The sequence below is a fragment of the Streptomyces sp. NPDC054849 genome (genome assembly GCF_053610945.1).
On sequence record NZ_JBSGZI010000064.1, the window covers coordinates 22,365 to 44,655 of the forward strand.

General features: G+C 70.4%; 25 protein-coding genes and 5 pseudogenes. 11 read left to right on the plus strand and 19 right to left on the minus strand.

From position 1 onward, the window contains the following. Positions 1-35 precede the first annotated feature (35 nt). Positions 36-1,175: a PucR family transcriptional regulator gene (locus ACWGIF_RS24755; RefSeq protein ID WP_453500684.1), complete on the minus strand. Its 1,140-nt coding sequence runs from the start codon at positions 1,173-1,175 to the stop codon at positions 36-38. A gap of 87 nt (positions 1,176-1,262) precedes the next feature. On the opposite strand from ACWGIF_RS24755, the gene ACWGIF_RS24760 reads away from it, so the two are divergent. Further along, a complete protein-coding gene (locus ACWGIF_RS24760) occupies positions 1,263-2,318 on the plus strand; it encodes a ferredoxin reductase (RefSeq protein WP_453500685.1) in 1,056 nt (351 codons plus the stop codon). A 7-nt stretch (positions 2,319-2,325) separates the two neighbouring features. Further along, entirely contained in the window at positions 2,326-3,444 is a 1,119-nt protein-coding gene (locus tag ACWGIF_RS24765; RefSeq protein ID WP_453500686.1) for a fatty acid desaturase family protein, read from the plus strand. An 84-nt stretch (positions 3,445-3,528) separates the two neighbouring features. On the opposite strand, the gene ACWGIF_RS24770 is transcribed toward ACWGIF_RS24765, so the two are convergent. Next, positions 3,529-4,653: a hypothetical protein gene (locus tag ACWGIF_RS24770; RefSeq protein WP_453500687.1), complete on the minus strand. Its 1,125-nt coding sequence runs from the start codon at positions 4,651-4,653 to the stop codon at positions 3,529-3,531. Between the two features lie 478 nt (positions 4,654-5,131). Here ACWGIF_RS24770 and ACWGIF_RS24775 point away from each other — a divergent pair, with 478 nt between their 5' ends. The 4 genes from ACWGIF_RS24775 to ACWGIF_RS24790 all read left to right on the plus strand — a co-directional run bounded on the left by ACWGIF_RS24775 (position 5,132) and on the right by ACWGIF_RS24790 (position 8,022). Continuing rightward, positions 5,132-5,275, plus strand: a complete 144-nt coding sequence (locus ACWGIF_RS24775) for a hypothetical protein (protein WP_453500688.1) — start codon at positions 5,132-5,134, stop codon at positions 5,273-5,275. Positions 5,276-5,286: 11 nt separating this feature from the next. After that, complete coding sequence (locus ACWGIF_RS24780) at positions 5,287-5,436, plus strand: hypothetical protein (RefSeq protein ID WP_453500689.1); 150 nt, start codon at positions 5,287-5,289, stop codon at positions 5,434-5,436. Positions 5,437-6,256: 820 nt separating this feature from the next. Next, positions 6,257-7,114 (plus strand): maleylpyruvate isomerase N-terminal domain-containing protein, encoded by an 858-nt coding sequence (locus ACWGIF_RS24785; protein ID WP_453500690.1) that lies wholly within the window; start codon positions 6,257-6,259, stop codon positions 7,112-7,114. Positions 7,115-7,761: 647 nt separating this feature from the next. After that, positions 7,762-8,022 carry a hypothetical protein gene (locus tag ACWGIF_RS24790; RefSeq protein ID WP_453500691.1) on the plus strand — a complete coding sequence of 87 codons (261 nt, stop codon included), beginning with the start codon at positions 7,762-7,764 and terminating at the stop codon, positions 8,020-8,022. Positions 8,023-8,142: 120 nt separating this feature from the next. Here ACWGIF_RS24790 and ACWGIF_RS24795 read toward each other — a convergent pair whose 3' ends face one another. The 3 genes and pseudogenes from ACWGIF_RS24795 to ACWGIF_RS24805 all read right to left on the minus strand — a co-directional run. Further along, the gene (locus ACWGIF_RS24795) at positions 8,143-8,271 is read right to left on the minus strand and encodes a hypothetical protein (RefSeq protein ID WP_453500692.1); all 129 of its coding nucleotides are present in this window, start codon (positions 8,269-8,271) and stop codon (positions 8,143-8,145) included. Beyond that, positions 8,272-8,487: pseudogene (locus tag ACWGIF_RS24800) on the minus strand (potassium channel family protein); the annotation flags it as partial. Positions 8,488-8,517: 30 nt separating this feature from the next. Continuing rightward, positions 8,518-9,524 (minus strand): annotated as a pseudogene (locus tag ACWGIF_RS24805) (helix-turn-helix domain-containing protein); the annotation flags it as partial. Between the two features lie 21 nt (positions 9,525-9,545). Between ACWGIF_RS24805 and tpg (ACWGIF_RS24810) the strand changes: the two are divergent. Further along, a pseudogene (gene tpg / locus ACWGIF_RS24810) lies at positions 9,546-10,433 on the plus strand (telomere-protecting terminal protein Tpg); the annotation flags it as partial. Positions 10,434-10,456: 23 nt separating this feature from the next. Here tpg (ACWGIF_RS24810) and ACWGIF_RS24815 read toward each other — a convergent pair. Next, a complete protein-coding gene (locus tag ACWGIF_RS24815; protein WP_453500693.1) occupies positions 10,457-10,846 on the minus strand; it encodes a hypothetical protein in 390 nt (129 codons plus the stop codon). An 811-nt stretch (positions 10,847-11,657) separates the two neighbouring features. On the opposite strand from ACWGIF_RS24815, the gene ACWGIF_RS24820 reads away from it, so the two are divergent. Further along, positions 11,658-11,858, plus strand: coding sequence for a hypothetical protein (locus ACWGIF_RS24820; protein ID WP_453500694.1), 201 nt, complete (start codon positions 11,658-11,660; stop codon positions 11,856-11,858). 87 nt (positions 11,859-11,945) lie between these two features. Next, positions 11,946-12,242 (plus strand): hypothetical protein, encoded by a 297-nt coding sequence (locus tag ACWGIF_RS24825; protein WP_453500695.1) that lies wholly within the window; start codon positions 11,946-11,948, stop codon positions 12,240-12,242. 383 nt (positions 12,243-12,625) lie between these two features. Here ACWGIF_RS24825 and tpg (ACWGIF_RS24830) read toward each other — a convergent pair. From tpg (ACWGIF_RS24830) to ACWGIF_RS24850, 5 genes and pseudogenes are all read right to left on the minus strand, one after another. Beyond that, a pseudogene (tpg, locus tag ACWGIF_RS24830) lies at positions 12,626-12,857 on the minus strand (telomere-protecting terminal protein Tpg); the annotation flags it as partial. A gap of 459 nt (positions 12,858-13,316) precedes the next feature. Continuing rightward, positions 13,317-13,646 (minus strand): thioredoxin, encoded by a 330-nt coding sequence (gene trxA, locus ACWGIF_RS24835; RefSeq protein WP_453500696.1) that lies wholly within the window; start codon positions 13,644-13,646, stop codon positions 13,317-13,319. Positions 13,647-13,829: 183 nt separating this feature from the next. Then, positions 13,830-14,123 carry a hypothetical protein gene (locus tag ACWGIF_RS24840; RefSeq protein ID WP_453500697.1) on the minus strand — a complete coding sequence of 98 codons (294 nt, stop codon included), beginning with the start codon at positions 14,121-14,123 and terminating at the stop codon, positions 13,830-13,832. 438 nt (positions 14,124-14,561) lie between these two features. After that, on the minus strand, positions 14,562-14,801 hold the full coding sequence (locus tag ACWGIF_RS24845) for a hypothetical protein (protein WP_453500698.1): 240 nt from the start codon (positions 14,799-14,801) through the stop codon (positions 14,562-14,564). A 211-nt stretch (positions 14,802-15,012) separates the two neighbouring features. Continuing rightward, positions 15,013-15,657: an NADPH-dependent F420 reductase gene (locus ACWGIF_RS24850; RefSeq protein ID WP_453500699.1), complete on the minus strand. Its 645-nt coding sequence runs from the start codon at positions 15,655-15,657 to the stop codon at positions 15,013-15,015. Between the two features lie 112 nt (positions 15,658-15,769). On the opposite strand from ACWGIF_RS24850, the gene ACWGIF_RS24855 reads away from it, so the two are divergent. Beyond that, positions 15,770-16,156 (plus strand): winged helix-turn-helix transcriptional regulator, encoded by a 387-nt coding sequence (locus ACWGIF_RS24855; protein WP_453500700.1) that lies wholly within the window; start codon positions 15,770-15,772, stop codon positions 16,154-16,156. A 180-nt stretch (positions 16,157-16,336) separates the two neighbouring features. On the opposite strand, the gene ACWGIF_RS24860 is transcribed toward ACWGIF_RS24855, so the two are convergent. From ACWGIF_RS24860 to ACWGIF_RS24890, 7 genes and pseudogenes are all read right to left on the minus strand, one after another. Then, entirely contained in the window at positions 16,337-16,852 is a 516-nt protein-coding gene (locus ACWGIF_RS24860; RefSeq protein WP_453500701.1) for a hypothetical protein, read from the minus strand. A gap of 407 nt (positions 16,853-17,259) precedes the next feature. Continuing rightward, positions 17,260-17,589: pseudogene (locus ACWGIF_RS24865) on the minus strand (YnfA family protein); the annotation flags it as partial. Positions 17,590-17,600: 11 nt separating this feature from the next. Beyond that, the gene (locus ACWGIF_RS24870; protein ID WP_453500702.1) at positions 17,601-17,915 is read right to left on the minus strand and encodes a hypothetical protein; all 315 of its coding nucleotides are present in this window, start codon (positions 17,913-17,915) and stop codon (positions 17,601-17,603) included. Next, the gene (locus ACWGIF_RS24875) at positions 17,896-18,342 is read right to left on the minus strand and encodes a MerR family transcriptional regulator (RefSeq protein WP_453500703.1); all 447 of its coding nucleotides are present in this window, start codon (positions 18,340-18,342) and stop codon (positions 17,896-17,898) included. The genes ACWGIF_RS24870 and ACWGIF_RS24875 overlap by 20 nt, the downstream gene beginning before the upstream one ends. Next, complete coding sequence (locus tag ACWGIF_RS24880) at positions 18,339-18,674, minus strand: hypothetical protein (protein WP_453500704.1); 336 nt, start codon at positions 18,672-18,674, stop codon at positions 18,339-18,341. Before ACWGIF_RS24880 ends, ACWGIF_RS24875 begins: the two co-directional genes overlap by 4 nt. A 121-nt stretch (positions 18,675-18,795) precedes the next feature. After that, positions 18,796-19,611: a sulfite exporter TauE/SafE family protein gene (locus tag ACWGIF_RS24885; RefSeq protein ID WP_453500705.1), complete on the minus strand. Its 816-nt coding sequence runs from the start codon at positions 19,609-19,611 to the stop codon at positions 18,796-18,798. Continuing rightward, on the minus strand, positions 19,608-20,240 hold the full coding sequence (locus ACWGIF_RS24890) for a hypothetical protein (RefSeq protein ID WP_453500706.1): 633 nt from the start codon (positions 20,238-20,240) through the stop codon (positions 19,608-19,610). Before ACWGIF_RS24890 ends, ACWGIF_RS24885 begins: the two co-directional genes overlap by 4 nt. Positions 20,241-20,464: 224 nt before the next feature. Between ACWGIF_RS24890 and ACWGIF_RS24895 the strand changes: the two genes are divergently transcribed. Beyond that, positions 20,465-21,445: an L-threonylcarbamoyladenylate synthase gene (locus ACWGIF_RS24895; protein ID WP_453500707.1), complete on the plus strand. Its 981-nt coding sequence runs from the start codon at positions 20,465-20,467 to the stop codon at positions 21,443-21,445. 19 nt (positions 21,446-21,464) lie between these two features. Here ACWGIF_RS24895 and ACWGIF_RS24900 read toward each other — a convergent pair whose 3' ends face one another. Continuing rightward, complete coding sequence (locus tag ACWGIF_RS24900) at positions 21,465-22,100, minus strand: carbonic anhydrase (RefSeq protein WP_453500708.1); 636 nt, start codon at positions 22,098-22,100, stop codon at positions 21,465-21,467. Positions 22,101-22,291 lie beyond the last annotated feature (191 nt).

A 22,291-nucleotide genomic window follows, 5' to 3' on the forward strand; every position in this document is an offset into this window, starting at 1 on the left:
CTCGCGGACGCGGTCGTGGACGGTCGACGTACGCGTCAGCTGACCCGAAGACCGACCGCCAGCGTCAGTTCAAGGACCCGGTGTGGCGATGCGAGATCCGGAAACAGCTCCCGCAGCTGCGACATCCGGTACCGGACCGTCTGGGGATGGACGAACAACGCCGCCGCCACCTCGTCCCGCCTGCCCTGGTGCAGCAGCCACGCTCGCAACGTCTCCTCCAGCCGCCGTGCCGTCGCGACAGGCAAGGTCCGCAACGGTGCGAGGGCTCGGGCACGCAGGTCTGCGAACGCGTCCACGTCGGCGCTCAGCACCAGCTCGGGCAGGTGGTCCTCGGTGTCGCGAATATCGGAGGAGAGGGAGCGCGCGCGTACGGCTCGTGCGTACGAGGCGGACGCACGAGTCCATGGCCGGGCCGGGCCGACCACGGCGGTGCGTTCGGTCAGTTGCCGCAAGAGATGTGATCGGTCGGCATCGGGGACGAGCAGCACACCGGTGGCGTCCGGCAGATCGTCGAGGACGAGGGTGCTCGGGTCGAGCGCGCGGTAGGCAGGCCGGGCCTGGGCGGCGGGCAGAAGGACCGCCGTCAGCGAAACCGGAGGCTGCCACCCGGCCCGTTGAACAGAGGCCAGCAGCACGTCCGGGCTCGCGCCGGCGAGGAGGTCGCGGGCCAGGTGTTCCAGGTGGCGCTCGTGGGCCCTGCCCCGGGCGGCCAGTTCGTCGGCGTGGCCCGCGGCGCTCGCGGCAGAGAGCTCGTCGATGTAGGCGAAGGTCAGCTCGGCGAACTTGGCGACCTCGGCGGCGGGCAGACCTACGGGTACGGCACCCGCTGCAAGGCATCGCCAGGCCACGCGGGCGCCTACGCGGTAGGCGCTGAGCAGGGCGTCCATCGAACGGCCGTCGCGCACCTCGCCGCGGCCCAGCTCGTAGGCTGCGTCACCGGCGTCGCCGCCTGTGGCCTTCCCGCTCGCGAGGTCCAGGTAGTGCCCCAGGGCGGTACGGACGGCTCGGCGGATGGTGGCGCCCATGCGGCCCGAAAGGGCGTTGGCGTAGGGAGGGACCTCGTCGATGATCGCCTGGACGACCTCGTCGGCGGTGGTCTTCAGCACGGCCCGAAGTGCGGTGACCGTCGTCTCATCCAGGGCCAGTTCGCTGGCCCTCCGGATTGCATGGCTCACGATTTTGTTCCCTGCGAACAATTCAGCCGATCAGATTTACGTCCTGCGGTCAGGACTTTACCCCTTGAGACGCAGCAAGCTGGAGTCATGACGAGTACAGCCCTCCGCAGCAGGGCGTGGAAACTGCTGGAGATGGTCACGACGCCGCTGCTGCCGTCGGACTACCTCGACCTGGTCAGCCCGCTGCGTGCGGGCGCTGACCTGCGTGGGCGCATCGAGGCCGTGCACCCCGAGACGGGTGACGCTGCGACCATCGTGATCAGGCCGGGACGGGGCTGGCGCGGCCACACAGCCGGTCAGTACGTGCGGATCGGGGTCGACGTCGACGGGGTGCGCCTGTGGCGTGCCTACTCCATCACCTCGCCGACAAACCGCCAGGACGGCCGCGTCACGATCACCGTGAAGGCGATCCCGGACGGCAAGGTCAGCAACCACCTGGTCCGCAGGGCGAAACCGGGCACGCTGGTCCAGCTCGACCAGCCGACCGGTGACTTCGTGCTGCCGCAGGCCAAGCCCGCCAAGGTGCTCTACCTGACGGCCGGCAGCGGCATCACGCCCGTGATGGGCATGCTGCGCGACATCGAGTTCGACGACGTCGTCATGGTCCACTGCGCGCCACAGCCGCAAGACGTGATCTTCCGTGACGAACTGCACGACCTGGTCGCGGACAAGAAGCTGCGGCTCACCGAGGTGCACACCGACACAGACGGCATGCTCGACATCGCCCGTCTCGACGAACTCGTGCCCGACTGGGCCGAGCGCGAGACCTGGGCTTGCGGGCCCGCGGGCCTGCTGGACGCCGCCGAAGAGCACTGGACCGAGCACGGCGTACAAGAGCGCCTGCATACCGAACGCTTCCGCCCCGGCATCGTCGTCGCCGGCGACGGCGGCGAGGTCACGTTCAGCGCCACCGGCAAGACCGTCGACGCGGACGGCGCCACGCCGTTGCTGGACATCGGCGAGGAGGCCGGCGTGCTCATGCCCTCCGGGTGCCGCATGGGCATCTGCTTCGGCTGCATCACGCCGCTCAAGGCGGGCGCCGTCCGCGACCTGCGCACCGGCGAGATCACCGAGGCCGAGCCGGGCGTCCTCATCCAGACCTGCGTGTCCGCCGCGGCGGGCCCCTGCGACATCGAACGGTAGGAGCACCTTGACCGCCATCGACCCCACCGCCCACCTGACCGCGGAGCAGATCGAGGAGCTGGGCCGCGAGCTGGACGCGATCCGCGACGAGGTGATCGCCGGCCGCGGCGAGGAAGACGCCGCCTACATCCGTAAGGTCATCTCGGCGCAGCGCAAGCTCGAGCTGGTCAGCAGAGGCGTGCTGCTGTTCTCGATCTTCCCGCCCGCGTGGCTGCTCGGCACCGCCGGTCTGTCCGTGGCGAAGATCATGGACAACATGGAGATCGGCCACAACGTCCTGCACGGCCAGTGGGACTGGATGCGGGACCCGAAGATTCACTCCACCACCTGGGAGTGGGATCACGTCTCGCCGTCCGAGCAGTGGAAGCACTCGCACAACGAGCTGCACCACACGTACACCAACGTGATCGGCAAGGACAACGACCTCGGCTACGGCATCATGCGCGTCGACGAGGACCAGAAGTGGCACCCGTTCCACCTCGGCCAGCCGCTGTGGAACTTCATCAACGCCTGCTTCTTCGAGTACGGCATCGCAGCGTACGACCTGGAGCTCGCCAAGAACCTGCACAAGCGCCGCCGCAAAAACCCGGAGTTCCGCGCGCGGGCCAAGGCCGTGGGCCGCAAGATCCGCAAGCAGGTGCTCAAGGACTACGTGATCCACCCGCTGCTGTCGGGCCCGTCGTTCCTCCCCACGCTCGCCGCCACGTTCACCGCGAACCTGGTCCGCAACATCTGGTCCCACTCGGTGATCATGTGCGGGCACTTCCCCGAGGGCGTACAGGTCTTCGAGCGCCGGTCGATCAAGGACGAAACGCGCGGCCAGTGGTACCTGCGCCAGATGATGGGCTCGGCGAACATCAGCGGCAGCAGGGCCATGCACTTCATGACCGGCAACCTGTCGCACCAGATCGAGCACCACCTGTTCCCGGACCTGCCGAGCAACCGGTACGCCGAGGTCGCAGTGAAGGTGCGCGCGCTGTTCGAGAAGTACGAGCTGGAGTACGTCACCGGGCCGCTCCCCAAGCAGGTGTTCTCCGCGTGGCGCAAGGTCTTCCGGCTCTCACTGCCGAACAAGAAGCCCAAGGTCAAAACGCCGGACCGCGAGCAGGAGCTCGTCGCGGCCTGACCCGGCGCCCTCTCCCGCGGACGCGCCACCCGCCACTGCGGCCGCACTGTGTTGGTGATCGAAAGGATTGTGGGCGGCCGGCGGTCAGGACTTGCCGACACGGCCCCGGGTGAGCGTCAGGTCCATGGCGACGAACGCCCCCAACCCCAGAAGCGCAGCAAGGTGCAGCACCCACCAACCACGTTCAAAGCTGCTGACGCGGCCCGCCGAGACCACGTCGTTCCCGAGCAGCACCAGCGGAAAGGCGACGGCGCACAGAAGACCCACGACCCTAAGGGCACGAAACCGCGCGTACGGCCGGATGGCGCGGCAGGCGATGGTGAGCATGCCAAGGAATGAGAGCAACCAGGGCCAGGTCAGCAGCCCACGCCAAGGGTCCACGGCCGGGAAGAGGTCCAGCCCCAGGACGTCCTGTGTCAGCAGGAAGACACCACCCTTTGAGCTTCCGCCCTCGTACTCGAAGAGCATGGCCGGCAAGGGCATCGCGGCAGCGAGCACCGCCCACACTGCGGCACATGTCAGCAGCGCTGCCGTGACGAGGCTCCAGCGAGGCCCGTAGGCGTCCGGCAGGGCAGGCCGGAGGGCGCCGACAGCCGGGCCCGGCTGCCACTCTGGCGCGTACGGACGAACGGAGCCCGTGTACGGATCCCCGCCCACGGACGAGTGGCCCGCCGAGGTTCCCACCTCGACGATCCGCACGTGTGCGGGCGCGTACCGCCGCGTCTTTGCGGTCAGCTTCCCGAGGTCGAACTTCCGCCGCTCCACCGCCACATGGAGCTGTGCGGGCATCGACGCATCGGGTGGCAGCACCCCGGCCCCGGTGGGTACGGCCACACCGTCGCGCAGCTGCGTACCGATCAGTACCTGCGGCCCGAGCGCGGCCGACTCGGCGACGACGAAGGCGGTGACATCGGTCCACGGCAACCGGACGTGGCCGATGCGCACGCCGGAGGAGTCGAACTGGAAGAGGACGCGCCGCGCGTCGAACCACGTGAAGACGTACGGCACCAGCAGCACGATGACCGTGCCGCCCTTCATGTCCAGGGCCCAGCCGAGGACCAACGCGACACCCACCAGAGCGCCGATGAGGCCCCAGAGCTTCGCGAGGTCGGATGGGGAGAACGGCCCTGTGACACGGTAGCGCTCCCAGCGAGCGCGGCGGCGCGCAGTTCCTGTCGGCGGCATGGGTGCGGGTTGCGGACGGGTCATGCTGCTATCCCCTGGTGTGCTTCAGGCCGACACGGAACGCGGCACCTCTCAGGCGCCCCCCGCGAACCAGGGTCGGCTCGCGGAACGTTTGTACCGCACGCCGGTGTCGGGCCGCCCACACCGTGGGCAGCCGGAGACGAGGATCACAGAACAGGGAGCCGGACCAGAGGGCAGTTCCGTCACGTTGTTCCATCTCGGCCTGTCCGGCCTGTCCGGCCTGTCTGACTGATCGGCTGGTCCCGGTGTCTCGCCGTGTTCCGGGTGAGCCAGGGCGTCATGAGGTTGATCGTCGCGAGGCGAAGCGCGGCGGCGGCGCGCTGCCGAGAGTGGTCATGGGCAGGTACGCGCGTGCTCTGCTCTGCGGGGCGGGCCCCCAGGGATCGACGGTGGTTGGCCGCGCCCGACCATCTCCACCAGGAGATACCCGCCCGCCCACCAGGTCGCCCGCTGCCCCCACCATGTCGATCCGTGGATCGTGATGGAGTTCATCACCGGGCCCTCGCTAGCCACCCTCGTCAGGGCCGAAGGAAGCCTCGACTGGGAGCGGGTGGCCGCCCTCGGGGAAATGATCGCCGACGCCTTGGCCCACGCGCACGCCGCCGGGGTGGTCCACGCGACCTGAAGCCCGACAACTTGCTGCTCGCCGGTGAGAGTCCGGTCATCACCGATTTCGGCATCGCCCGGATCCTGGACGCCACCCAGCATCTGACAGGGACGAATACCGTCATCGGCACTCAGCAGTACATGCCGCCGGAGCAGGGGGGAAGAACGGGCTGCGCCTGACGGACCTGGCCAACCCGGCCGGCACCGCGACCACCGTCCTTGGCCAGGAGATCGTCCAGCGGGCGGCAATCAGCCCGGACGGCAGCACCATCGCCGCCGTCATCAACTCCGACCGCACCGTCAAACTCGGTGTGTGGTCCCTCGCAACCCGCACCCGTACCACCACCGCAGACCTCAGCAGCACCCTTGGGGGCGGGATCCCGGTGCAGCCGGTCTTCAGCCCCGACGGACGGACGCCGGCCACCGCCAGTGAGGACAACACCGTCCGACTCTGGCCGCTCCCTATCCAGGCCGCTCACCCGTGGCCACGGCCTCTGGTCGGCACAGAGCCCGGCGGCCCGGGTCACGTGAGGTTGTTCGTGTTTGGCGTCGAGGCCATGACATCAACGGAGGGCAAGGCCCCGTGTGGGGCTGCGTGGTGCCGATCGTGGTGGTGATCGTCGTGATCGATATCGGTGTGATGATGCTCGGCAAGAACATGATCACCTCAGAGACCTCGACTCTCTGGGCAGCCAGGTGATCAAGTAAGGCGCGACCTGCCGGAGCTGCTCCAGGGGTCGGCGAGGTGGCCGACTCGTTGGGCGCCGTAGAAGCCAGGGTCAGGCAGGATGGAAGCAAGGACTTCTTCGGCTGGATCGGCGTCCTCGTCGCAGGCGCCGTCGGTGCGGGCGGAATCGCACTCATGTGGGTCACGATCAAGCACCGGAAACCCGAACCAGGGCATAACACTTACGGGTGGCACACCGGCGTGTGCACAGCACTGCCGCAACTGTCTACCCGGCGGTAATCTGCGGACCGGTCCGCAATATGGGGGAGTGGTATGGGAACCGTCACGGGATTCGATCCCTCCGCAGAGCATGAGAAGACCCGCGCCGCGCTGGGTGCCGTAGTCCCGCGGCTCGTCCGGCTGTTGCGCGACGTCCCCGACCTGGACGCGGCCTCCGGTGTCCCCGTGTGGACGGTGGGCGACGTCGGCTCGCACCTCTCGGCCGTGTACGTCGGGTACTCCTCCGCCAGCAGCGCAGACGAATCCATGGACTGGGACAGCATCCTGCCGGCGGGAGAAGGGCCGTTCAGCGAGCGGATTGCGGCCATGAACGCCACATCAATAGGCCTCTTCGGCGGCAACGACAGGGCCCGTCTCGCCGACTTGGTCGCCGAGTGGGGCGAGGTGTTCCTGCGGGTCACCGAGCACCTCGCCCCGGACACCCCTGTCACCGTGCCTTCCTGGTTCGGGCAGGACATCACGCTGGCGACGGTGACAGGCCTGATGCTCAGTGAGAGCCTCGTGCACGGTCTGGACATCGCCCGCGGCGCCGGACTTTCGTGGCCGATCAGCCCGCACGAAGCGCGCCTGGCACTCGGTCAGACACTACCGACGACGATGCCACTGGCCCTGGACTCCGAGAAGGCACGGGGGGTCAGCATTGCCTTCGACCTCGCCATCAAGGGCGGCCCGCGGCTGGCGGTCGTCGTCGACGACGGAACGGTGACGGTGGCCCGCGATGCTCCGCCACGCGCCTACGACTGCAGGATCACGGCGTCGCCGACCGCGTTCCTGCTGGTCTCCTTCCGGCGCACGCCGACCTGGAAGGTGATCGCGCGCGGCCAGATGCGAGCCTCCGGCCGCAGACCGTGGCTCGCCATGCGGCTCGGCGAACTCATCGCCACTCCCTGAACCAGGGCTGATTCACAGTCCTGTCTGCTTGGAGAATCAGCAGGTCGCAGGGTTGTGACGAACTTTCAGTACGGCAGTTCCGCACGCAACGAAGCTCCGATGATCAAGGGGACCTCGAACCGCGAGGACGTTCTCGATGCCCTGGAGGCCGGACATCGATCCTCGTCCGGGCCGACCAGACTGGCACTCGCCTGGCTCGACGGCGACAACGCCGCGGAAGCCGCACACGTCCCCCGCAGCCGGCTGATCCACCGGGCCCGCCACTGGCTGAAGAAGGGCACAGGCCGCCCCAGCGGGGCCGCGTTCCGCGAGAACCCCTGCGCGGCGATGTCGCTTTCGTCTTCACCAACGCCGCCGCGAGCTAACCCGGCATGGGCCACGAGCTCGGCAGCGCCCTGCGGTCGACCGTCGACGCCGTCATCGCCGCAGTCCCCCCAACTGCCCTTCGACGACGGTTTCGGCCGACGCGCCTGCCCGCCCCACCCCGTGGACCAGGTCGCCTCGGTCATTCTGCTCAGCACCTTCCACCCGACCGTGACCCGCAACCTGGCCGGTATCTCACCCGACGCCGCGATCGGGTTCTGCACGGGCGACCGACTTCGACGCCTTCAGAGAGGACGCGTTCAGCTCTCGGCGCCGCCCTGGGCGTGGTCGCCGCGATCCCGACAGGCGGCCTTTCCCTGGCCGGAAGCGCGGCCGGCGGTCTCGTCGGAGGCGGAGTCATCGGCCACTTCTTCCACAAGGGCCTCAAGATCACCGAAGAGGACGCAGCGAAGATCACCGACCAGCTCAACGCGGGCCGCGCAGCGGTGGGCGTGCTCGCCTGGGACTTCGAGGCCGCCGAGGTGGAAGACAAGCTGAAGGAGCTGGGCGGAACGCCGCAGACCCACGAGGTGGCCAAGCTGTAGGCAGAAACCGGCAAGGTGTCGTCGCGGTCCGCCGCACCGGGCGGGCCGCAGCACGAGGGCCTTGGGCCGGCCCGCCGCGTCACGGCCGAGGCCGGGCGGTGAGGGAACATGCGCCAGCCGTCATCGGGCGCCTGGTGTCTGCTCGTCCCGGTCGTCGGCCGAGGGGCGCTGCTGCCGGGTTCTGGCCTGCTCGATCGCCGACATCAGGAACCGGGCCGCGCCGCCGATCAACAGCAGGTTCGCCGTCATCTGCCCCGTGACCAGCAACCGGGCCGGTTCGCTGCGTGGGCTGATGTCGCCGAAGCCGACCGTGCTGAACACGGTCACGGTGAAGTACAGCGCGTCGGACCGCGACAGCGGCTCGCTGAAGCTGCCGGGGGCGCTGTGCTCGATCAGGTAGTACGTCGTGGCGAACAGCAGCAGGTAGAGCGGCAGGGACGTCCCCAGGGCCTCCTGGTCTGGCAGATCGGGAAGATCGCGCGGTCACAGCGGCCCAGGCTGCGGGCCATCCGTCAGCTCACTGCCGAGCAAGCCCAGTTGTAGGCGGACTCCCAGTCGCCGGTGGTCTCGTTCTTCACGGCGCGGGTCGGCGGCCGCAGCGCGGTCATCAACTCCAGCCCAGAGGTGGCGGTGGAGCCGCGCGGGGTGATGACCCGGGCCGCGTAGGTCCCAGCACGCGGGCGACCTCGGCCGGCTCCATGCCGGCGACGCCGGGCCAGGCCCGGGCATCGAGCGCGTCCCAGGACAGGATCGCGAGCTGCACACACTGCCGCTGCCCGGCCTGCGCCGGCCGGTAGATGCGAGCCCACGGCCCGAAGCCGCGCTTGGTGAGCTTCCACTTCGCCTTCGCGAGCTGCCTGACGACCGGGTGCTCGTCGCCAAGGCGCAGGGAGCGGCGCTGCTCGTGGCCCTCCAACCGCTCAGGCAGGCCCAGCTTCACGGCGGCCGCCTCGGTGAGCACGACCAGCAGGTCGGAGTCCTTGCCGTTGCGGTTCAGCCGCGGCCCACCGAGCCCGGACTCCTGCAGCGTCCACTCCACCAACTGCGGAACAGTGGTGGCCGGGCAGTCCAGCACCATCCCCTCGACGCCGTACGCGCTCCCATCACCGTCCAGGACCACCAACGGGCCGTGGGGGAACCGCGCGGTCGACGGCCGCCTGCGGGGCGGCCTTCCTCGCCGGGCGGCGCGACGTTGCCGGCGGCCCGGCCACCGCCACGGGAGGATTCACGACCGGATCCGGTGCAGTGGCGGTGGCGGGCTCGGCGGGTTTCTCCCTTGAGCCGGTGAACGCCTCCGGAACGGGCGCAGGTGTGGGTGCGGCGGTTGGTGCCGGATAGCGCTCGGCCCAGCAATCCAGCAGCCGCAGGTACGCCTGCAGGCGCGGTGGGCGCGGCTCGGAGCGGCCGTTGTTCTTCACCGTCTGCGGCGTCGACTTCAACGCGGCCCCGAGCCGGGCCTGCGTGACGCCGGCCGCCTCACGCAGCCGCGCCCGCTCCGCCGGCATCGCCGCGGTGACGCTGCTGACCCCGCCCCGCCGCAGGCGCCCGCCGAACACCCGGTCGCGCAGGGCTGGACGGGCGGGTTCCTCGACGAGGAGGCCTACCAGTGGGTGCGCGACGTCGAACTGCTCACCGACGAGGAGTGCCTGCTGCCGTACGCGGTCGGCCTGGATCTGAACACCGCGTTCCTCGCCGCGGCCGCGCGTCTGGTCGTCGGCCTGTCGGGCCCCGACCACTTCCACGCGCCGAAGTTCAACAAGAAGATCCCCGGAAGCTGGCTGGTCGACCTGTCCGGCATCGAGGTGGACCCGCGGCTGCCGTCGCCGTTCACTCCGTCCGGGCAGCGGCCCGAGGGGCCGGCCTGGTACCAGACCCACACCGTCGCCTACGCCCAGGAACTCGGCTACGACGTCGCCCCGCTCGAGGCGTTCCTGCGCAGGGAGACGGGTGCCTATCTGGATCCGTGGCACGACCGGCTCAAGACCGCCTACACCGACACCCTCGCCGACCTCGGCGTGAGCGCTGAAGGCCCGCATCAACTTCCTGATGAGCAGGCCACCACGAAGGCCGTCGCCGCCGAGCTCGGCGTCAGCCAGCGGTCGGTGGAGCGCTACCGCACCGGCGAACGCAAGACCCCGCCGAAGGAAATCATCTACCGCATCGACGCGGTCGTGCGGGCCCGCTGGCAGCCCCTGGTCTGCGACCGACGCCGCAAGAAAGCCGCCTCCCGCATCGGTATGACCGTCGAGACGAGGGCACGGTTCGGGTACACCACACCTGTCGGCACCACCGACGACGGGCGGATGCGCCGCCTCACCGTCCACCTCCCCCCGGCTTACGCGCAGCGCCTCTTCGACGCCCAGCAGCAGGGTGCCCCGGACCGGCAGCTCGAAGTCGCCAAAGCGCGCTAGCTGTCACATAGGCAGGCCTGTTGTCACCTGCGAGGTTGGGCGCCGGACTCGGGGGTGTTGGCCGACTCCATGGTGGTGGGTCGGCGTCCGCCGCAGCAGGCCACCACTACTGTCGCCGTGGAGTTCAGGAAGATCGTGAACCAGGATGACCTGTCCACCGCGTCGATGGATCCGGTACGAAGCGGCTCTTCCCCGGCTCGCAGAAGGATGTCGACACTCTCGGCCGCGCCATCGACCGTGCGGCCACGCTTCAAGGACTGGTGCATTCGACGCCGGAAGACGCCTGCGTGCCGGTTGGCAGGGACCAGGCCGTCCCAGACGACGAAGTCAGCCCCGGCGATCAAGGCCTTACGCGCGGGCCCGCATGCCGGAGTCTGGTCGCGGAGCATCGCGATGAAGTCGTCGCGCGTCACACTGCGCCCCCGTGACAGGAAGACCAGTGACCGACTATGTGTGACAACTCCCGCGCCTCTCTGGTGACAGTCCGGCTGCTTCGACCTGGTTTCCGTGCAGCCTAAGCGGTGCCGCCGGTGACAACTACCGAGCCCCCGGGTCAGCCCGCGCACGCCATATCGGCGGGCCGCTGCGACTCCAACCGGGCCCTGCCCGGGCCCCACACACTTCCGTGGCACGAGCAGCAGCCCCGGATGCAACCGCAGTCAGCATCCGCCCACAGCTCTCCGGGCTGCTCTCCACGCCGTCCTCACCCTGGACTTCCATTCGGCGGCCGGCCCAGGATGGACGCCGACGACGCGTTCTCCGCAGAGCGGGAGGGCGCGTACTGCCTCAGGCCGCGGCCGTCGGGTTCGCCGGTTCGGCGGTGCGGCGGTATGCGCGTTAATGCGCTGGGCTTCTTCGAGCTGGTCTTCGCGGATGACGATGTGTAACTGGACGAGATCCAATTGGAGGTCTTTCCTCCCGGTGCTTCCTCCCGGAAAACGATTTTTTGGTCCCACCGATGCCCGTGGTGAGGGACCAGATCATCGACGGTATGCGTGCAGGGGGTAGGTCGAGGGGCGCCGGCGGGCGGTCGGGGAACGGGTGAGCGGCATGACGTCGGTACACGTGACGCTCCCCCGCCGCGATCCCGAACCCGCCCCCGGCTGTCGCGTGCGCGGGCGCTGCCGTGCGGCGGGCCGTGTACCGGAGGGCCGGGGACATGGCCGGGATGTCCGACTGCAACGTGGTCGTCCGCAGGCACCTCCACGCCCGAGACGGGGGTACATGGTGATCGACCGGGAGGATATCGGGGTACGCGTCCCGGACGCGTACGGCAGGACCGGGATCCGGCGGGACATCGGACCCGAGTGGGAAGACCCCTCCGAGCCGTCCGGCGGCCGCCGACGGCACACGGAGGCGTTCATCTCCCCGGAGCGCGGCGGACGGGAACGGCACGCCGACCCCTCCACCGTGACACGGGTGTGAGCCGGCCGGGTCGAACGGGCGTCTGGGGTGCGTCGTTCGGTTCTTCGGATCTTCGTCGCGGTCCCGGGCGGGGATACAGTGCGCGTCGTGGATATACCCGACTGGTACGTCTGGATCGTTCTCGGTCTGGCCGGCCTGCAAGCCCTTAGCCTCGTTCCCATCGTCCGCCGGCTGCGCGGCCCCGACTCGAGGTTGCGCTCCAAGGCACGTCTCGAACTGCTGGATGCCGTCGCCTCCCTGCTGCTCATCGGCGGCCTGCTGCTGAGTCTCAAGGCGGCGGAATCGTGGTACTGGCTCGCTGCCACCGGCTTCGCGCTCATGACCGCCGTCTACGCCGTGAAGGGTGTCCGCCGGCTCCGCGCCCGCCGCAGTCCAGCTTCCTGATCCGTTCGAGAGCCGGCTCGTCGTGTCGTCCGGGCTGCCTTCGACGGGCGGGGTGGCGACACGATCCGATCGGCGATGGCGTGGGGGCGGCCCGGTGGGACTGATGCCCCAGAGCGCTCTGAGCACCGGGCTTCACCCACGCACGCCATATCGGCGCAGGCCGGCCACGACCCTAACCGCCACCCGCACCGGTCCAAGCACAACCCGGAAAACTGGTCCTGACACCCGACGCTGCCACCACCACGAACGGCGACATCCTTCCCCAGCGACAGCAGCAAGGAACGGAAGACGTCAGGCGTCAGGACCTGGGACCGTTCCGGGCAGGCCGAGGAGAACGGCAGAGCGTGCCCGGGTTTGTTCGTTCAGCGCGCGGTTCAGCGGTTGGTGCCGACGGGTGCGGTGTAGCCGAACCGGGCCCGCGTCTCCACCGTGATTCCCGTGCTGGTGGCGGCTTCCTTACGGCGGCGGCCGCGCACCACGGGGGCAGCGACCCCGTACTGCCGTGTCGATGCGGTCCGTGACGGCCTTGGGCGGGGTCTTGCGGTCGCCCTTGCGGTACCCCACCGACCGCCCGCTGATGCCCAACTGCTCGGCGACGGCCTTGGTCGTCTCGAGCTACTTCAGCTTCGGCAGCGGATCGGCCAGCGCCATGATCTCCCCCGCCCCGGCCCCACGTCCAGAGCGCGGATCGCCACCTGGTCGCCCTCACAGACCGGCCCATGCGCCGCACGGTGCGGTTCGCCAGGTGCGCGGTACGGGCACCCTCGAGCCCCCTGTGCGAGTCATCCAGGGCCGCGCGGCGGGCGCAGTAGGTGAGCTGAAGCCGTATCCGTCCTGCCGCCCGACCCGGCTCGCCGCAGCGCGAGGCCGGCGCGCAGTGCACCGCGGGCGGCGTGGACCGTTGCTCGGCCCCACTGCCGCTGTGGCTGCACACGCTGGCCCAGGAGATGGCACGCCGTGCACGGATCGCCTGGGCGCCGAACCCAGACGGTTGGCGACCCTGTTTAGATATCTGCGAGGGCCGCCTGTTCCCTTGGGGAGACGGCTGTCCGGACGACCTCTCCCCTCCTGGCGTCAGCGGGCGCTGAGAAAGGGGTCGAGCTCCCGCTCGAGCGCGACTTTCGGTTTGGCGCCGACGATGGTCTGGACGACCTCGCCGCCTTGGTAGACGTTCAGCGTGGGGATGGACATGACGCCGTATTTGGCGGCCGTTGCGGGGTTCTGGTCGATGTTCAGCTTGACGATCTCGATCTTGTCTCCGTGTTCGGCCGCGATGGCCTCCAAGGAGGGGGCGATCTGTCGGCATGGGCCACACCACTCGGCCCAGAAGTCAACCAGTACGGGCTTGTCGCTCTTGAGGACGTCTTCTTCGAAGGAAGCGTCGGTCACAGTCTTGAGAGCCACAAGGGCCTCCTCTTCATCCGGTAGCACTCGGCGTCCACATCCGCAGCAAGCCGCGGCGAGCGACGGTGATGGCCTGCGCCAAGTGTGATCGACGGTTTCATCGAGCTGCAGGCGCCTCACCGTTTCGGCTCGAAATGCCTTCCGAGGCGAGGGGCTCTCTTGTCCGGGCGCGCTTCGTGGGGTTCAGGCGTTTCCATGGCTCGGGGTGATGGTCCGTCGGGGTGCGGCGTGATGTGTCGGCATGGGTCCGGCGGCGGCTTGGAGACGCTGCAACCACAGGGAAGCCATGCCGAGCAGGACGGTGAAGACGGCCAGGAGGAGGAGGGAGACCCACATCTGCCGGCTCCCGGGATCGGTCCTTCCCGTCCAGACCGAGGCGGCCGCCCACAGCAGGGCGCCTGCCGTGTACAAGGTGCGGACTCGGCGCAGCTGCCGTACGGCCCGCAGGGACCTGAGGTGTTGCGTCTTCGGTGCCATGCCGGCCCGTGTACCCCGATCCGCGCCATCCACCAGGGGTCCACCTCCTTCTCCCGTCCACCTCAGACAGGGCCTGGACCACGGCGGGGGTCGGTCAGCTGTCGTCGGCGAGGATCAGATCGGCCGCGTGGTGCGGACAGGCACGGCTGTGCCTGGTCACCGACAAGGCCCCGCCATCAGCGCACAGGGTCCGCGCCCCACCAGTGACCGCTGTAGCCCCACACAAGCCGCACAAGACGGTCCTCAGCAGGAACAAGTCCGCCCACCGAGGGCCTACTGCTCCGTCGCAACGAAGGTCGGGAGAGCTGGTCAGGGCCGGGGCCCCGAGGTGTTCGGCGGCCGCGTCGTACAGGCCGCCGAGCGGGATGCCGTACGACGCGGCGCGCCGACCGTGAAGCAGGTCTTCACCGACGCCCCATAGCCAGGCCACAGCCCGGCTCAGGCATTGTGATTCCAGAAGGAGAACTGATCCGACTGGAGGAAGTACAGGAAGGATTCCGCGGTCTCGTCGTGGGCGCCGTTTACGAAGGTGAGGAGTTCTGATGGTTCCGGCTGTGCCGATGTGGCGAGAGGGGCGGAAGCCTCATGCCCGCTGGACATCCCGGCCGCTGAGGCGGTCGGTGCGGCGGCGAGCACAAGGGCGGTAGCGGCCAAGGCTGCTTTGATGATCTTTCGCATGCGCTGACTGTCTCGGTTCGGGCGGTACCTCGCACGTGGATTCCGCCGCGTGCCACCCACGCGAGTGAAATGCCTCCACCCGTCCGGTCTTCGCAGTTGGGCGCTCAACCTTCGACGAGAACCACTCAACCTTCGTTGCGACAGGTCGCCCTCACCGGCCCCCTGCCAGGGCTCGCGGAGCCTGCGGGCCCTCAGCGGCCCTGAGCGGCCCTCAGCGGCCCTCGGGGGGGTCCGGGAAGGCCACGGCGGGCGAGCCGCCCGCCCACCACACGCCGATCACGAACGCGGCCGTGGCCTCCACGTATGCCGCCCGGTCCAGGCCGCCCACCGGCATCGGGCTCCAGCCCATGGCGCTGATCAGCTCCGTGACGTGCTTGGCAGCCCCCGGGTCGTCCGCGCAGAACGGCACCGCAGGCGGGGTCGCGCCGAAGGCGGCCGCCGGGTGCTCCCACATGCTCGCGTGGGCCAGGTTGAAGGCCTTCACCACGTGTGCGCCTGGCGCCGCCTCCTCGATCAGGCTGGCCACGCTCTCCCCGGCGCCGGTCGTCAGCATCACCCCGCTGGGCCCGGGGGCCAGGGGGTTCGTGCAGTCCACGACCGTCCGCCCAGCCAGTGCCCTGGCGTGCTCCCGGGCTAGCGCCGGCGCTGCCCCGGCCGGTACGGCGAGCAGTACCACCTCCTCCCCATACCCCGCCGCCTGGGCGGGCGTCCCGTGTCCGGCCGCCCCGATCCGCCCGGCGAGCGCCTTGGCAGCGGCCGCGTCCCGCCCGCCGATGAACACCTCGTGCCCGGCCCGCACCCACGCGCCGCCCAGTGCCGCCGCCATGTCCCCCGTACCCAGTACGCCTATGCGCATCGTCGTGTTCCCTCTCGTCCTGTCTCGTCCTGCTCGTTCCGTTCTGTGGGATGACGCTACGGACGCCGACGCGCACCGTTCGGTGTCCATCGGCGGAGGCAGGATGGGCGGCATGGAGAAGCTGACCGATCCGGCCGCGGGCCTGCCGGACCTCTCGTACACGGCGGACTGTCGGGCGCGCGTCGCCTTCGAGGTGCTGGCAAACCGCTGGGACAGCGTCGTGGTCTTTACGCTCGGGGTGACCGGCCCGATGCGGCCGCGCGCGCTGGTGGCGCGGATCGGCGGGATCAGCCCGAAGGTTTTGAACGAGGCGCTGCGACGGCTGGAGTACAACGGCCTCGTCGAACGCCACGCGTACGCCGAGGCCCCGCCGCGCGTGGACTACTCCCTGACCGAGGCCGGCACGGCGTTGCTCACGCCGATGCGGGCGATGGGCGCGTGGGCCGCGCGATACGCGGACGACGTGCTCGACGCGCAGGACCGGTACGAGCCCCGCTGAGCCCGCGTAGTACGGGGAGTGGTCCGTGACGGCGGCCGGCCTTGCCCTGCCTGTCGTCTACCCCCAGGACGCCTGCGGGCTCCTGCCCCGTCCGCGCACGCGCCCACAGCCCCAACAAGGCGAACCTTGAGTGCCTCGCCGGCGTCCTCGCGGCGCCGTCGCCGCGCACGGCGTGTGCCGTTACGCCGAACGGCGCCGCCGGGCCATGGCGTACAGGGCTCCGCCGAGCGTCAGGGCCACGGCGGCGAGTCCGCCCGCCGCCAGCGCGGCGGATCCGGTGTGTTGGCCAGGTTGCCGCCGGTACCGCCGTTCGGGCCTGGGGTGTTGCCGGCTCGGGGCGGTGCTCGCGGAGGCCGAGGCCGAGGGCGCGGTCGAGCCGGACGGGCTCGGGGAGGGAGACGTCGACGGGCCGGGCTGCGGCCCGCCGGCCGGCCTGACGGTGATGGTAAGTCCGGCCGTGTTGTTGCCAAGGTCGCCGTGGTACGTGCCCGGCTTGACCCACGACTCGATCTTGAAGATCCCTTTGACCGAGCCGCCGGTCCCGCCGAACACCCGGCGCCCCTCCGGGCCCGGGCGGCCGCCGGCGAAGCTGATGCCGGGCGGCAGGACGAACTCGGTTTCCACCACGTTGTCGTCGGCGGCCGTGGTGGCGACCGACCCGGTGCCCTTGATCTGCCAGCCTGGGGTGAGCAGCACCTGGCCGCTGCCGGTCGCTCCGTTCGCGGTGAAGTCGGCTGGTTCGCGGTGTTTTCGACCGGCACCTCGCGGGCCCAGAAAGAGACTCAGCCGGCCCGGCGGGCTCCCGACCGCAGGGCCGTAGGCCCGGTACGGCCGCGCCGGACGCCCCGCCCCGGCCTGCCGTGCGCCCCGCCGCCAAACCCAGGCCCAGGAAGGCGAAGGGGCCGAGCCGTACGCCCGCACCGCACCGTCCGGTATGCGCTCCCGGGGCGGGGCCGGGGACATGAGGGAGCTGTGCCGCGCCGCGCACGGCGTCACCAGCCCTGCCGTGGCCGCGCTCTGCCACCAGACCTACCGGTGACTGAGCGACCTTGGGCGGTCTGAACCTTCTCCACAGGCGGACCAGCAACTAAGGAGGTCAATTCCCCCCGCGGCGCGTACATGATCACGGCCATACCGGCGAGGCAGACCGTGGCGCCGATGATGTCGTATCGGTCGGGCCGGTAGCCGTCGGCGACCATGCCCCAGGCGATCGACCAGGCCACGAAGATCCCGCCGTCCGCGGCGAGGATGCGGCCGAAGTTGTCGTCGGACTGGAAGGTCGCCACCACCCCGTACAGGCCCAGCGCGATGACGCCGGCGCCAACCCACGCCCAGCCCTTGTGCTCGCGAATGCCCTGCCACACCAGCCAGGCGCCGCCGATCTCGAAGAGGGCGGCGACGACGAACAGAGCAACGGAACGAGCGACAGTCATACCGGCCGACCCTACCGACGGCTCACGCTCGTGATATTCAGCGGGTCGGCATCCTTCTGGCAGCCGCACCCGCCCTCACCTGCGGTCTTCGTTCCGCAGGAGCAGGAGCGGCGACGCTGGCCGAGCCACCAGGCACCGCCGGCGAGCACGGCCAGGACCACGGCGAGGGCGGGCAGCCAGCCCACCACCACACCCGCGCCGGCCCCCAGGACGCCCGCGGTGATCAGTACGGGCAGCGCGCAGCAGGCCACGCAGGCCAGGGCGGCCAGGCCCGCAAGCGCCTTGGGGGCCTTCTGGGGGCGCGGGTCAGCAGCAGGGTCCGGCATGGCGGTTCTCCTCGGCGAGGTCGGTGAAGGGGATGGGACAGCACGGGCTTTGGGCGCAGACGGTGAGGTCGTCGCAGCCCGCCTCGACGGCGGTGGCCAGGGCGGTGCGGATGGTGGTGAGGTCGGCGATTTTCGCGTCGACCTCGGCGAGCTTGGCCGCGGCCCGCTCCTGGAGCCCGGCGACCGGGCGGCCGTGCCGGTGACGGCCTGCCTCCAGGAGCTCGGCGACCTCCTCCAACGTGAAGCCGAGTCGCTGGGCGGCCTTGATCACCCGCAGCGCGGTCACTGCCTCCTCGCCGTACAGGCGGTGGCCGCCGTTGCTGCGTTCCGGCTCGGCCAGCAGACCGCGCCGCTCGTAGTAGCGCAGCGTCTGGACGTTCACCCCGGCCGCCTCGGCGACCTGCCCGCTGCGCAGACCCGTACTCACCGCTGCTCCCTGGCGGCAGCGGTCCGGGCGGCGAGCGCGTCCAGGACCGCCTCGTGCGCCGGGTCGACCGAGATGTCGAGTACGACCGAGTTCTTACCGGAGGTGGTGGTGAAGGTGAAGGCCGAGCAGCAGCCGCTCTCGCGCTCCACCAGGTCCCGCACCTGCTCCTCGACACCCGGTTCGCCGGCCAGGTCGAGGCGCAGTCGCAGCGGCTCGGGCCTCACCAGCGACGTCAGCCGCTCGGCGAACAGCGCATCCCACTCCGCGACCCGCAGGGGCCGCTCCTCGGTGGGCAACGTGCAGGACTGCGGCACCCACGCCAGATCGCTCATCGCACTCACTCCCGTCATCGGTGTCCCGCAGGGCGGGGACACCTCCGACGGTAAACCTGTACCTGGGTACCGGATGCAAGCGCCTGAGCGCACGACTGGCCCTCTGTGACGGCTCGTAGGCTCAGTCGTGTCGGGCGAGCTTGAGCGCGGAGACGAGCAGGATCACGGCCAGCGCGGGGATGAGCACCAGGTCCGGGAATACGCCGAGCAGCAGCCCGCCCAGTACGGCGCCGCCGATAGAGCCTGCGGCCATGATCATGGTGAAGCGGAGGTCGGCGCCGAGTACGGCGAAGCTGCCGTCACGGCTGTAGCGGGCGAAGGCCACCAGCATGGTCGGCAGCGAGACCAGCAGGGAGAGGCTTCCCGCCGTCCTGATGCCCTCCCCGAACAGCAACACGATCGTCGGGATCAGCAGCTCGCCGCCGGCCACGCCCATGATCGCCGCGACCACCCCGATACCGAAGCCCGCTGCGACCCCGCACGGCACCTGCGCCCACAACGGCAGATCGAGCGTGCCCAGGGTTGTGGTGTGCGTGACCAGCAGGGCGGCGGCCATGAGTACCATCAGGGCGGCCAGCACTTTGCAGAGGGTGGCGGAGCGCATACGTACCGCCCAGGACGCTCCCGCCCATGCCCCCAGCAGGCTTCCGGCAAGCAGGTTGGCCGCCACCGGCCAGTGTGCGATCACCTCGGCGGCCGGGACCGCCGCCATGCGGGCGGGCAGCGCGACCAGGACCACGACCAGGCTCATCGCCTTGTTCAGGATGACTGCGGAGAGCACGGCGGAGGAGAACAGGCTGATCAGCAGCGGGAGGCGGAACTCCGCGCCGCCCAAACCGATCATCCCGCCCAGAACGCCGATGGCCGCTCCCGCCCCGAATACCAGAGGCGCTGAGTGCGTCGAGCGGAGGGGAAGCAGGTTCTGGTCGGACGTCATGACGGGCATCCTCGCTGCTGGCCGGCCTTGCCTGCTACGGGCAGGGGCTCGCCTTCGGCGAAAGGTACCGGCCGTCCGCTCGGGGCTCGTCCGGACGTCACTGGCCGCCGCACCGCACGGGCATCCGATGGGTCGGGCACAGCGCGGGTGAGGGGTGCGAGGTCGCCGTACAGGGCGGCGTGCAGCGCGGCGGCGAGTTGACGGGCGCGGCCTTCGGTCTCGACGTCGTACAGCACGAAGTAGACCGGGCCGGCGGAGGAGTCGGAGCGGATCTCCCGCGCGTGGAACAGGCGGATGACGGCGGCGCGGATCGCTTCGAACGCGGCATCGCTCACGGTGTGGTCCGGGCCGGCCGTGAGCACGTCGACTTTCACCGTCCAACGCCGGCCCTGGTTCTCGACGGCGACGAACACCGCGTACTGCTGCTTGGCCTGCTTGTACGCGGCGTTGAAGGCGTCGACGGCGGTGGCGTCGGGGACCTGGTCAGCGGGGCACGGAGTGGGCAGCGGCTGCATGAGGGCATCGTCCCAGGTGAGGCGGGAAGCTGCGGTGTTGCCACCGATCGTGCCCTTGCCGGTGCGGCGGCGTTGATGGGGTGAGGCGTCCGCGGGTCGTAGAAGGCTCTTCATGGACGTGTGCAGGTCGGCGGCCCCGGTACCTGCCCGGTACCCGGGGCCGCAACATGTCAGCGGCCCGACCCTTCCGGGGCTTGCGCAGGTGGTGGCCCTGGCCGGCGCGGCCCCTGGCGGTGGACCGCCGGGCCGGGTCGGCATGATGAGGTCCGTAGGGCGTGGTCTTGCCGTCATCTGCTGGCGAGGTCATGGACGTGGGAGCGGAACAGTGGAGTACTGCGATGGTGACGGCAACGACCAGTGACATCGAGCGGGCGGCCGAGGTGCTGCGCGCCGGCGGTCTGGTGGCCCTTCCGACCGAGACCGTCTACGGTCTGGGCGCGAACGCCGAGGACCCTGCCGCCGTCGCGAGCATCTTCCGGGTGAAGGGGCGTCCGCCCTCCCACCCGCTGATCGTCCACATCGCCGCCGCGGAGCACCTGGACGACTGGGCCGAGACCGTGCCCGCGACTGCGCGTCTGCTGGCCGAACGCTTCTGGCCGGGACCGCTGACCCTGGTCCTGCGGCGCGGCCAACGGGTGCCGCTGGAAGCGACGGGCGGGTTGGAGACGGTGGCCGTGCGCGTGCCCGACCACCCTGTCGCCCTCGCGCTGCTGTCGGCCTTCGGTGGCGGCGTCACGGCCCCGTCCGCCAACCGCTTCGGCTCGGTCAGCCCCACGACGGCCGACCATGTCCGTACGGAGCTTGGTGATGCCGTCGACTTCGTGCTCGACGGCGGCTCCTGCGAGGTCGGCGTCGAGTCGACCATCGTTGATGTCACGGGCGAGATCCCGAGCATCCTGCGGCCCGGCGGGGTGACGCGCGAGGACCTCGAAGCGGTGCTGGGGCGCTCGATCGCGGTGCCCTCGACGAGTCATGTCCGGGTACCGGGCCAGCACCCGTCGCACTACGCGCCGCGTGCGCGGGTTGTCCTGGTCGAGCCGGAGAAGGTCGTTGCCGAGGCCGAGCTCGCGCAAGGGCTGGGGCACAAGGTCGGCGTCTTTGTGCCTGCCACCTTCGCCAACGCCCCGGTGAAGGCGCACGCCGTGGTGACGGTCCCCGGTTCGATGGACGCCTACGCGCACGGCTTGTATGGATTCTTGCGCGAGCTCGACCAGCAAGGGTGCGACCTCATCATCGCCTCCCTGCCGCTGGAAGACGGGATGGGGCTGGCGATCGCCAACCGGCTTCGCCGGGCTGCGGGGCCCCGGCCCTCCCGGTGAGCGGCCGCGACCGGGACGGTCAGGACGCGGTGGGGACCGCCGCATCGACGCCGCGGGAGGCGACGAGCTGTGCACTGCCGTCGGCCAGCCGGTAGGACAGCCCCACCACTGCGAGGCGGCCGTCGGCGACCCGTTCGGCCAGGACGCGGGAGCGTTCGAGCAGCAGGTCCACGGTGTGCTCGATGTGCTCGGCCAGGATCTCCTCGGCCGTCTCGCGTCCGGCGGCGCGGGCTGCCAGCACGCTCGGGGTCACCCGTTCGACGACATCCCGGACGAATCCGCCTGGCGTCTGTCCGTCTTCCAGGGCGGAGCAGGCCGCGGCGACGGCCCCGCACGAGTCGTGGCCGAGGACGACGACCAGAGGCGCGTTGAGGACGCTCACGCCGAATTCGATGCTGCCGAGCACTTCCGTACCGGCGACATGCCCGGCGGTGCGGACCACGAACAGGTCGCCCAGGCCACGGTCGAAGATGATCTCGGCGGCCAGCCGGGAGTCGGAGCACCCGAACAGCACGGCGAAGGGCTGCTGGGACGGTGCGGTCTCGGTGCGGCGGGTGGCGTCCTGGTTCGGGTGCTCGGGAGTGCCGGAGACGAAGCGCTGGTTGCCGGCCATGAGCAGCTCGAAGGCGTCGCGGGGCGTCTGGGTCTCAGTCATGGCCGCAGCCTACGAAACGGCACCGGCCATCGCTGCGACCGGTCCCGCCGTAAGGCGCCGCGTCGGGCGACGCTGCCGGCCCCACCATTACCCCCAGGCGCCGGGGGGGGGGGGCCGCGCCCGGGCCCGGGGGGGGTTGGGGGGAGCGAAGCGGGGGGGGGCGCGGCCCCGCCCGGGGGGGTTTAACAACG

What these genes read in the sequence shown, in the direction of transcription:
- ACWGIF_RS24760 (WP_453500685.1), top strand. Translation starts at nt 1,263, where the DNA reads ATGACGAGTACAGCCCTCCGCAGCAGGGCGTGGAAACTGCTGGAGATG.
- ACWGIF_RS24770 (WP_453500687.1), bottom strand. Translation starts at nt 4,653, where the DNA reads ATGACCCGTCCGCAACCCGCACCCATGCCGCCGACAGGAACTGCGCGC.
- ACWGIF_RS24775 (WP_453500688.1), top strand. Translation starts at nt 5,132, where the DNA reads ATGGAGTTCATCACCGGGCCCTCGCTAGCCACCCTCGTCAGGGCCGAA.
- ACWGIF_RS24785 (WP_453500690.1), top strand. Translation starts at nt 6,257, where the DNA reads ATGGGAACCGTCACGGGATTCGATCCCTCCGCAGAGCATGAGAAGACC.
- ACWGIF_RS24795 (WP_453500692.1), bottom strand. Translation starts at nt 8,271, where the DNA reads ATGACGGCGAACCTGCTGTTGATCGGCGGCGCGGCCCGGTTCCTGATG.
- ACWGIF_RS24820 (WP_453500694.1), top strand. Translation starts at nt 11,658, where the DNA reads ATGGTGATCGACCGGGAGGATATCGGGGTACGCGTCCCGGACGCGTAC.
- ACWGIF_RS24840 (WP_453500697.1), bottom strand. Translation starts at nt 14,123, where the DNA reads ATGGCACCGAAGACGCAACACCTCAGGTCCCTGCGGGCCGTACGGCAG.
- ACWGIF_RS24845 (WP_453500698.1), bottom strand. Translation starts at nt 14,801, where the DNA reads ATGCGAAAGATCATCAAAGCAGCCTTGGCCGCTACCGCCCTTGTGCTC.
- ACWGIF_RS24850 (WP_453500699.1), bottom strand. Translation starts at nt 15,657, where the DNA reads ATGCGCATAGGCGTACTGGGTACGGGGGACATGGCGGCGGCACTGGGC.
- ACWGIF_RS24855 (WP_453500700.1), top strand. Translation starts at nt 15,770, where the DNA reads ATGGAGAAGCTGACCGATCCGGCCGCGGGCCTGCCGGACCTCTCGTAC.
- ACWGIF_RS24870 (WP_453500702.1), bottom strand. Translation starts at nt 17,915, where the DNA reads ATGCCGGACCCTGCTGCTGACCCGCGCCCCCAGAAGGCCCCCAAGGCG.
- ACWGIF_RS24880 (WP_453500704.1), bottom strand. Translation starts at nt 18,674, where the DNA reads ATGAGCGATCTGGCGTGGGTGCCGCAGTCCTGCACGTTGCCCACCGAG.
- ACWGIF_RS24885 (WP_453500705.1), bottom strand. Translation starts at nt 19,611, where the DNA reads ATGACGTCCGACCAGAACCTGCTTCCCCTCCGCTCGACGCACTCAGCG.
- ACWGIF_RS24890 (WP_453500706.1), bottom strand. Translation starts at nt 20,240, where the DNA reads ATGAAGAGCCTTCTACGACCCGCGGACGCCTCACCCCATCAACGCCGC.
- ACWGIF_RS24895 (WP_453500707.1), top strand. Translation starts at nt 20,465, where the DNA reads ATGGTGACGGCAACGACCAGTGACATCGAGCGGGCGGCCGAGGTGCTG.
- ACWGIF_RS24900 (WP_453500708.1), bottom strand. Translation starts at nt 22,100, where the DNA reads ATGACTGAGACCCAGACGCCCCGCGACGCCTTCGAGCTGCTCATGGCC.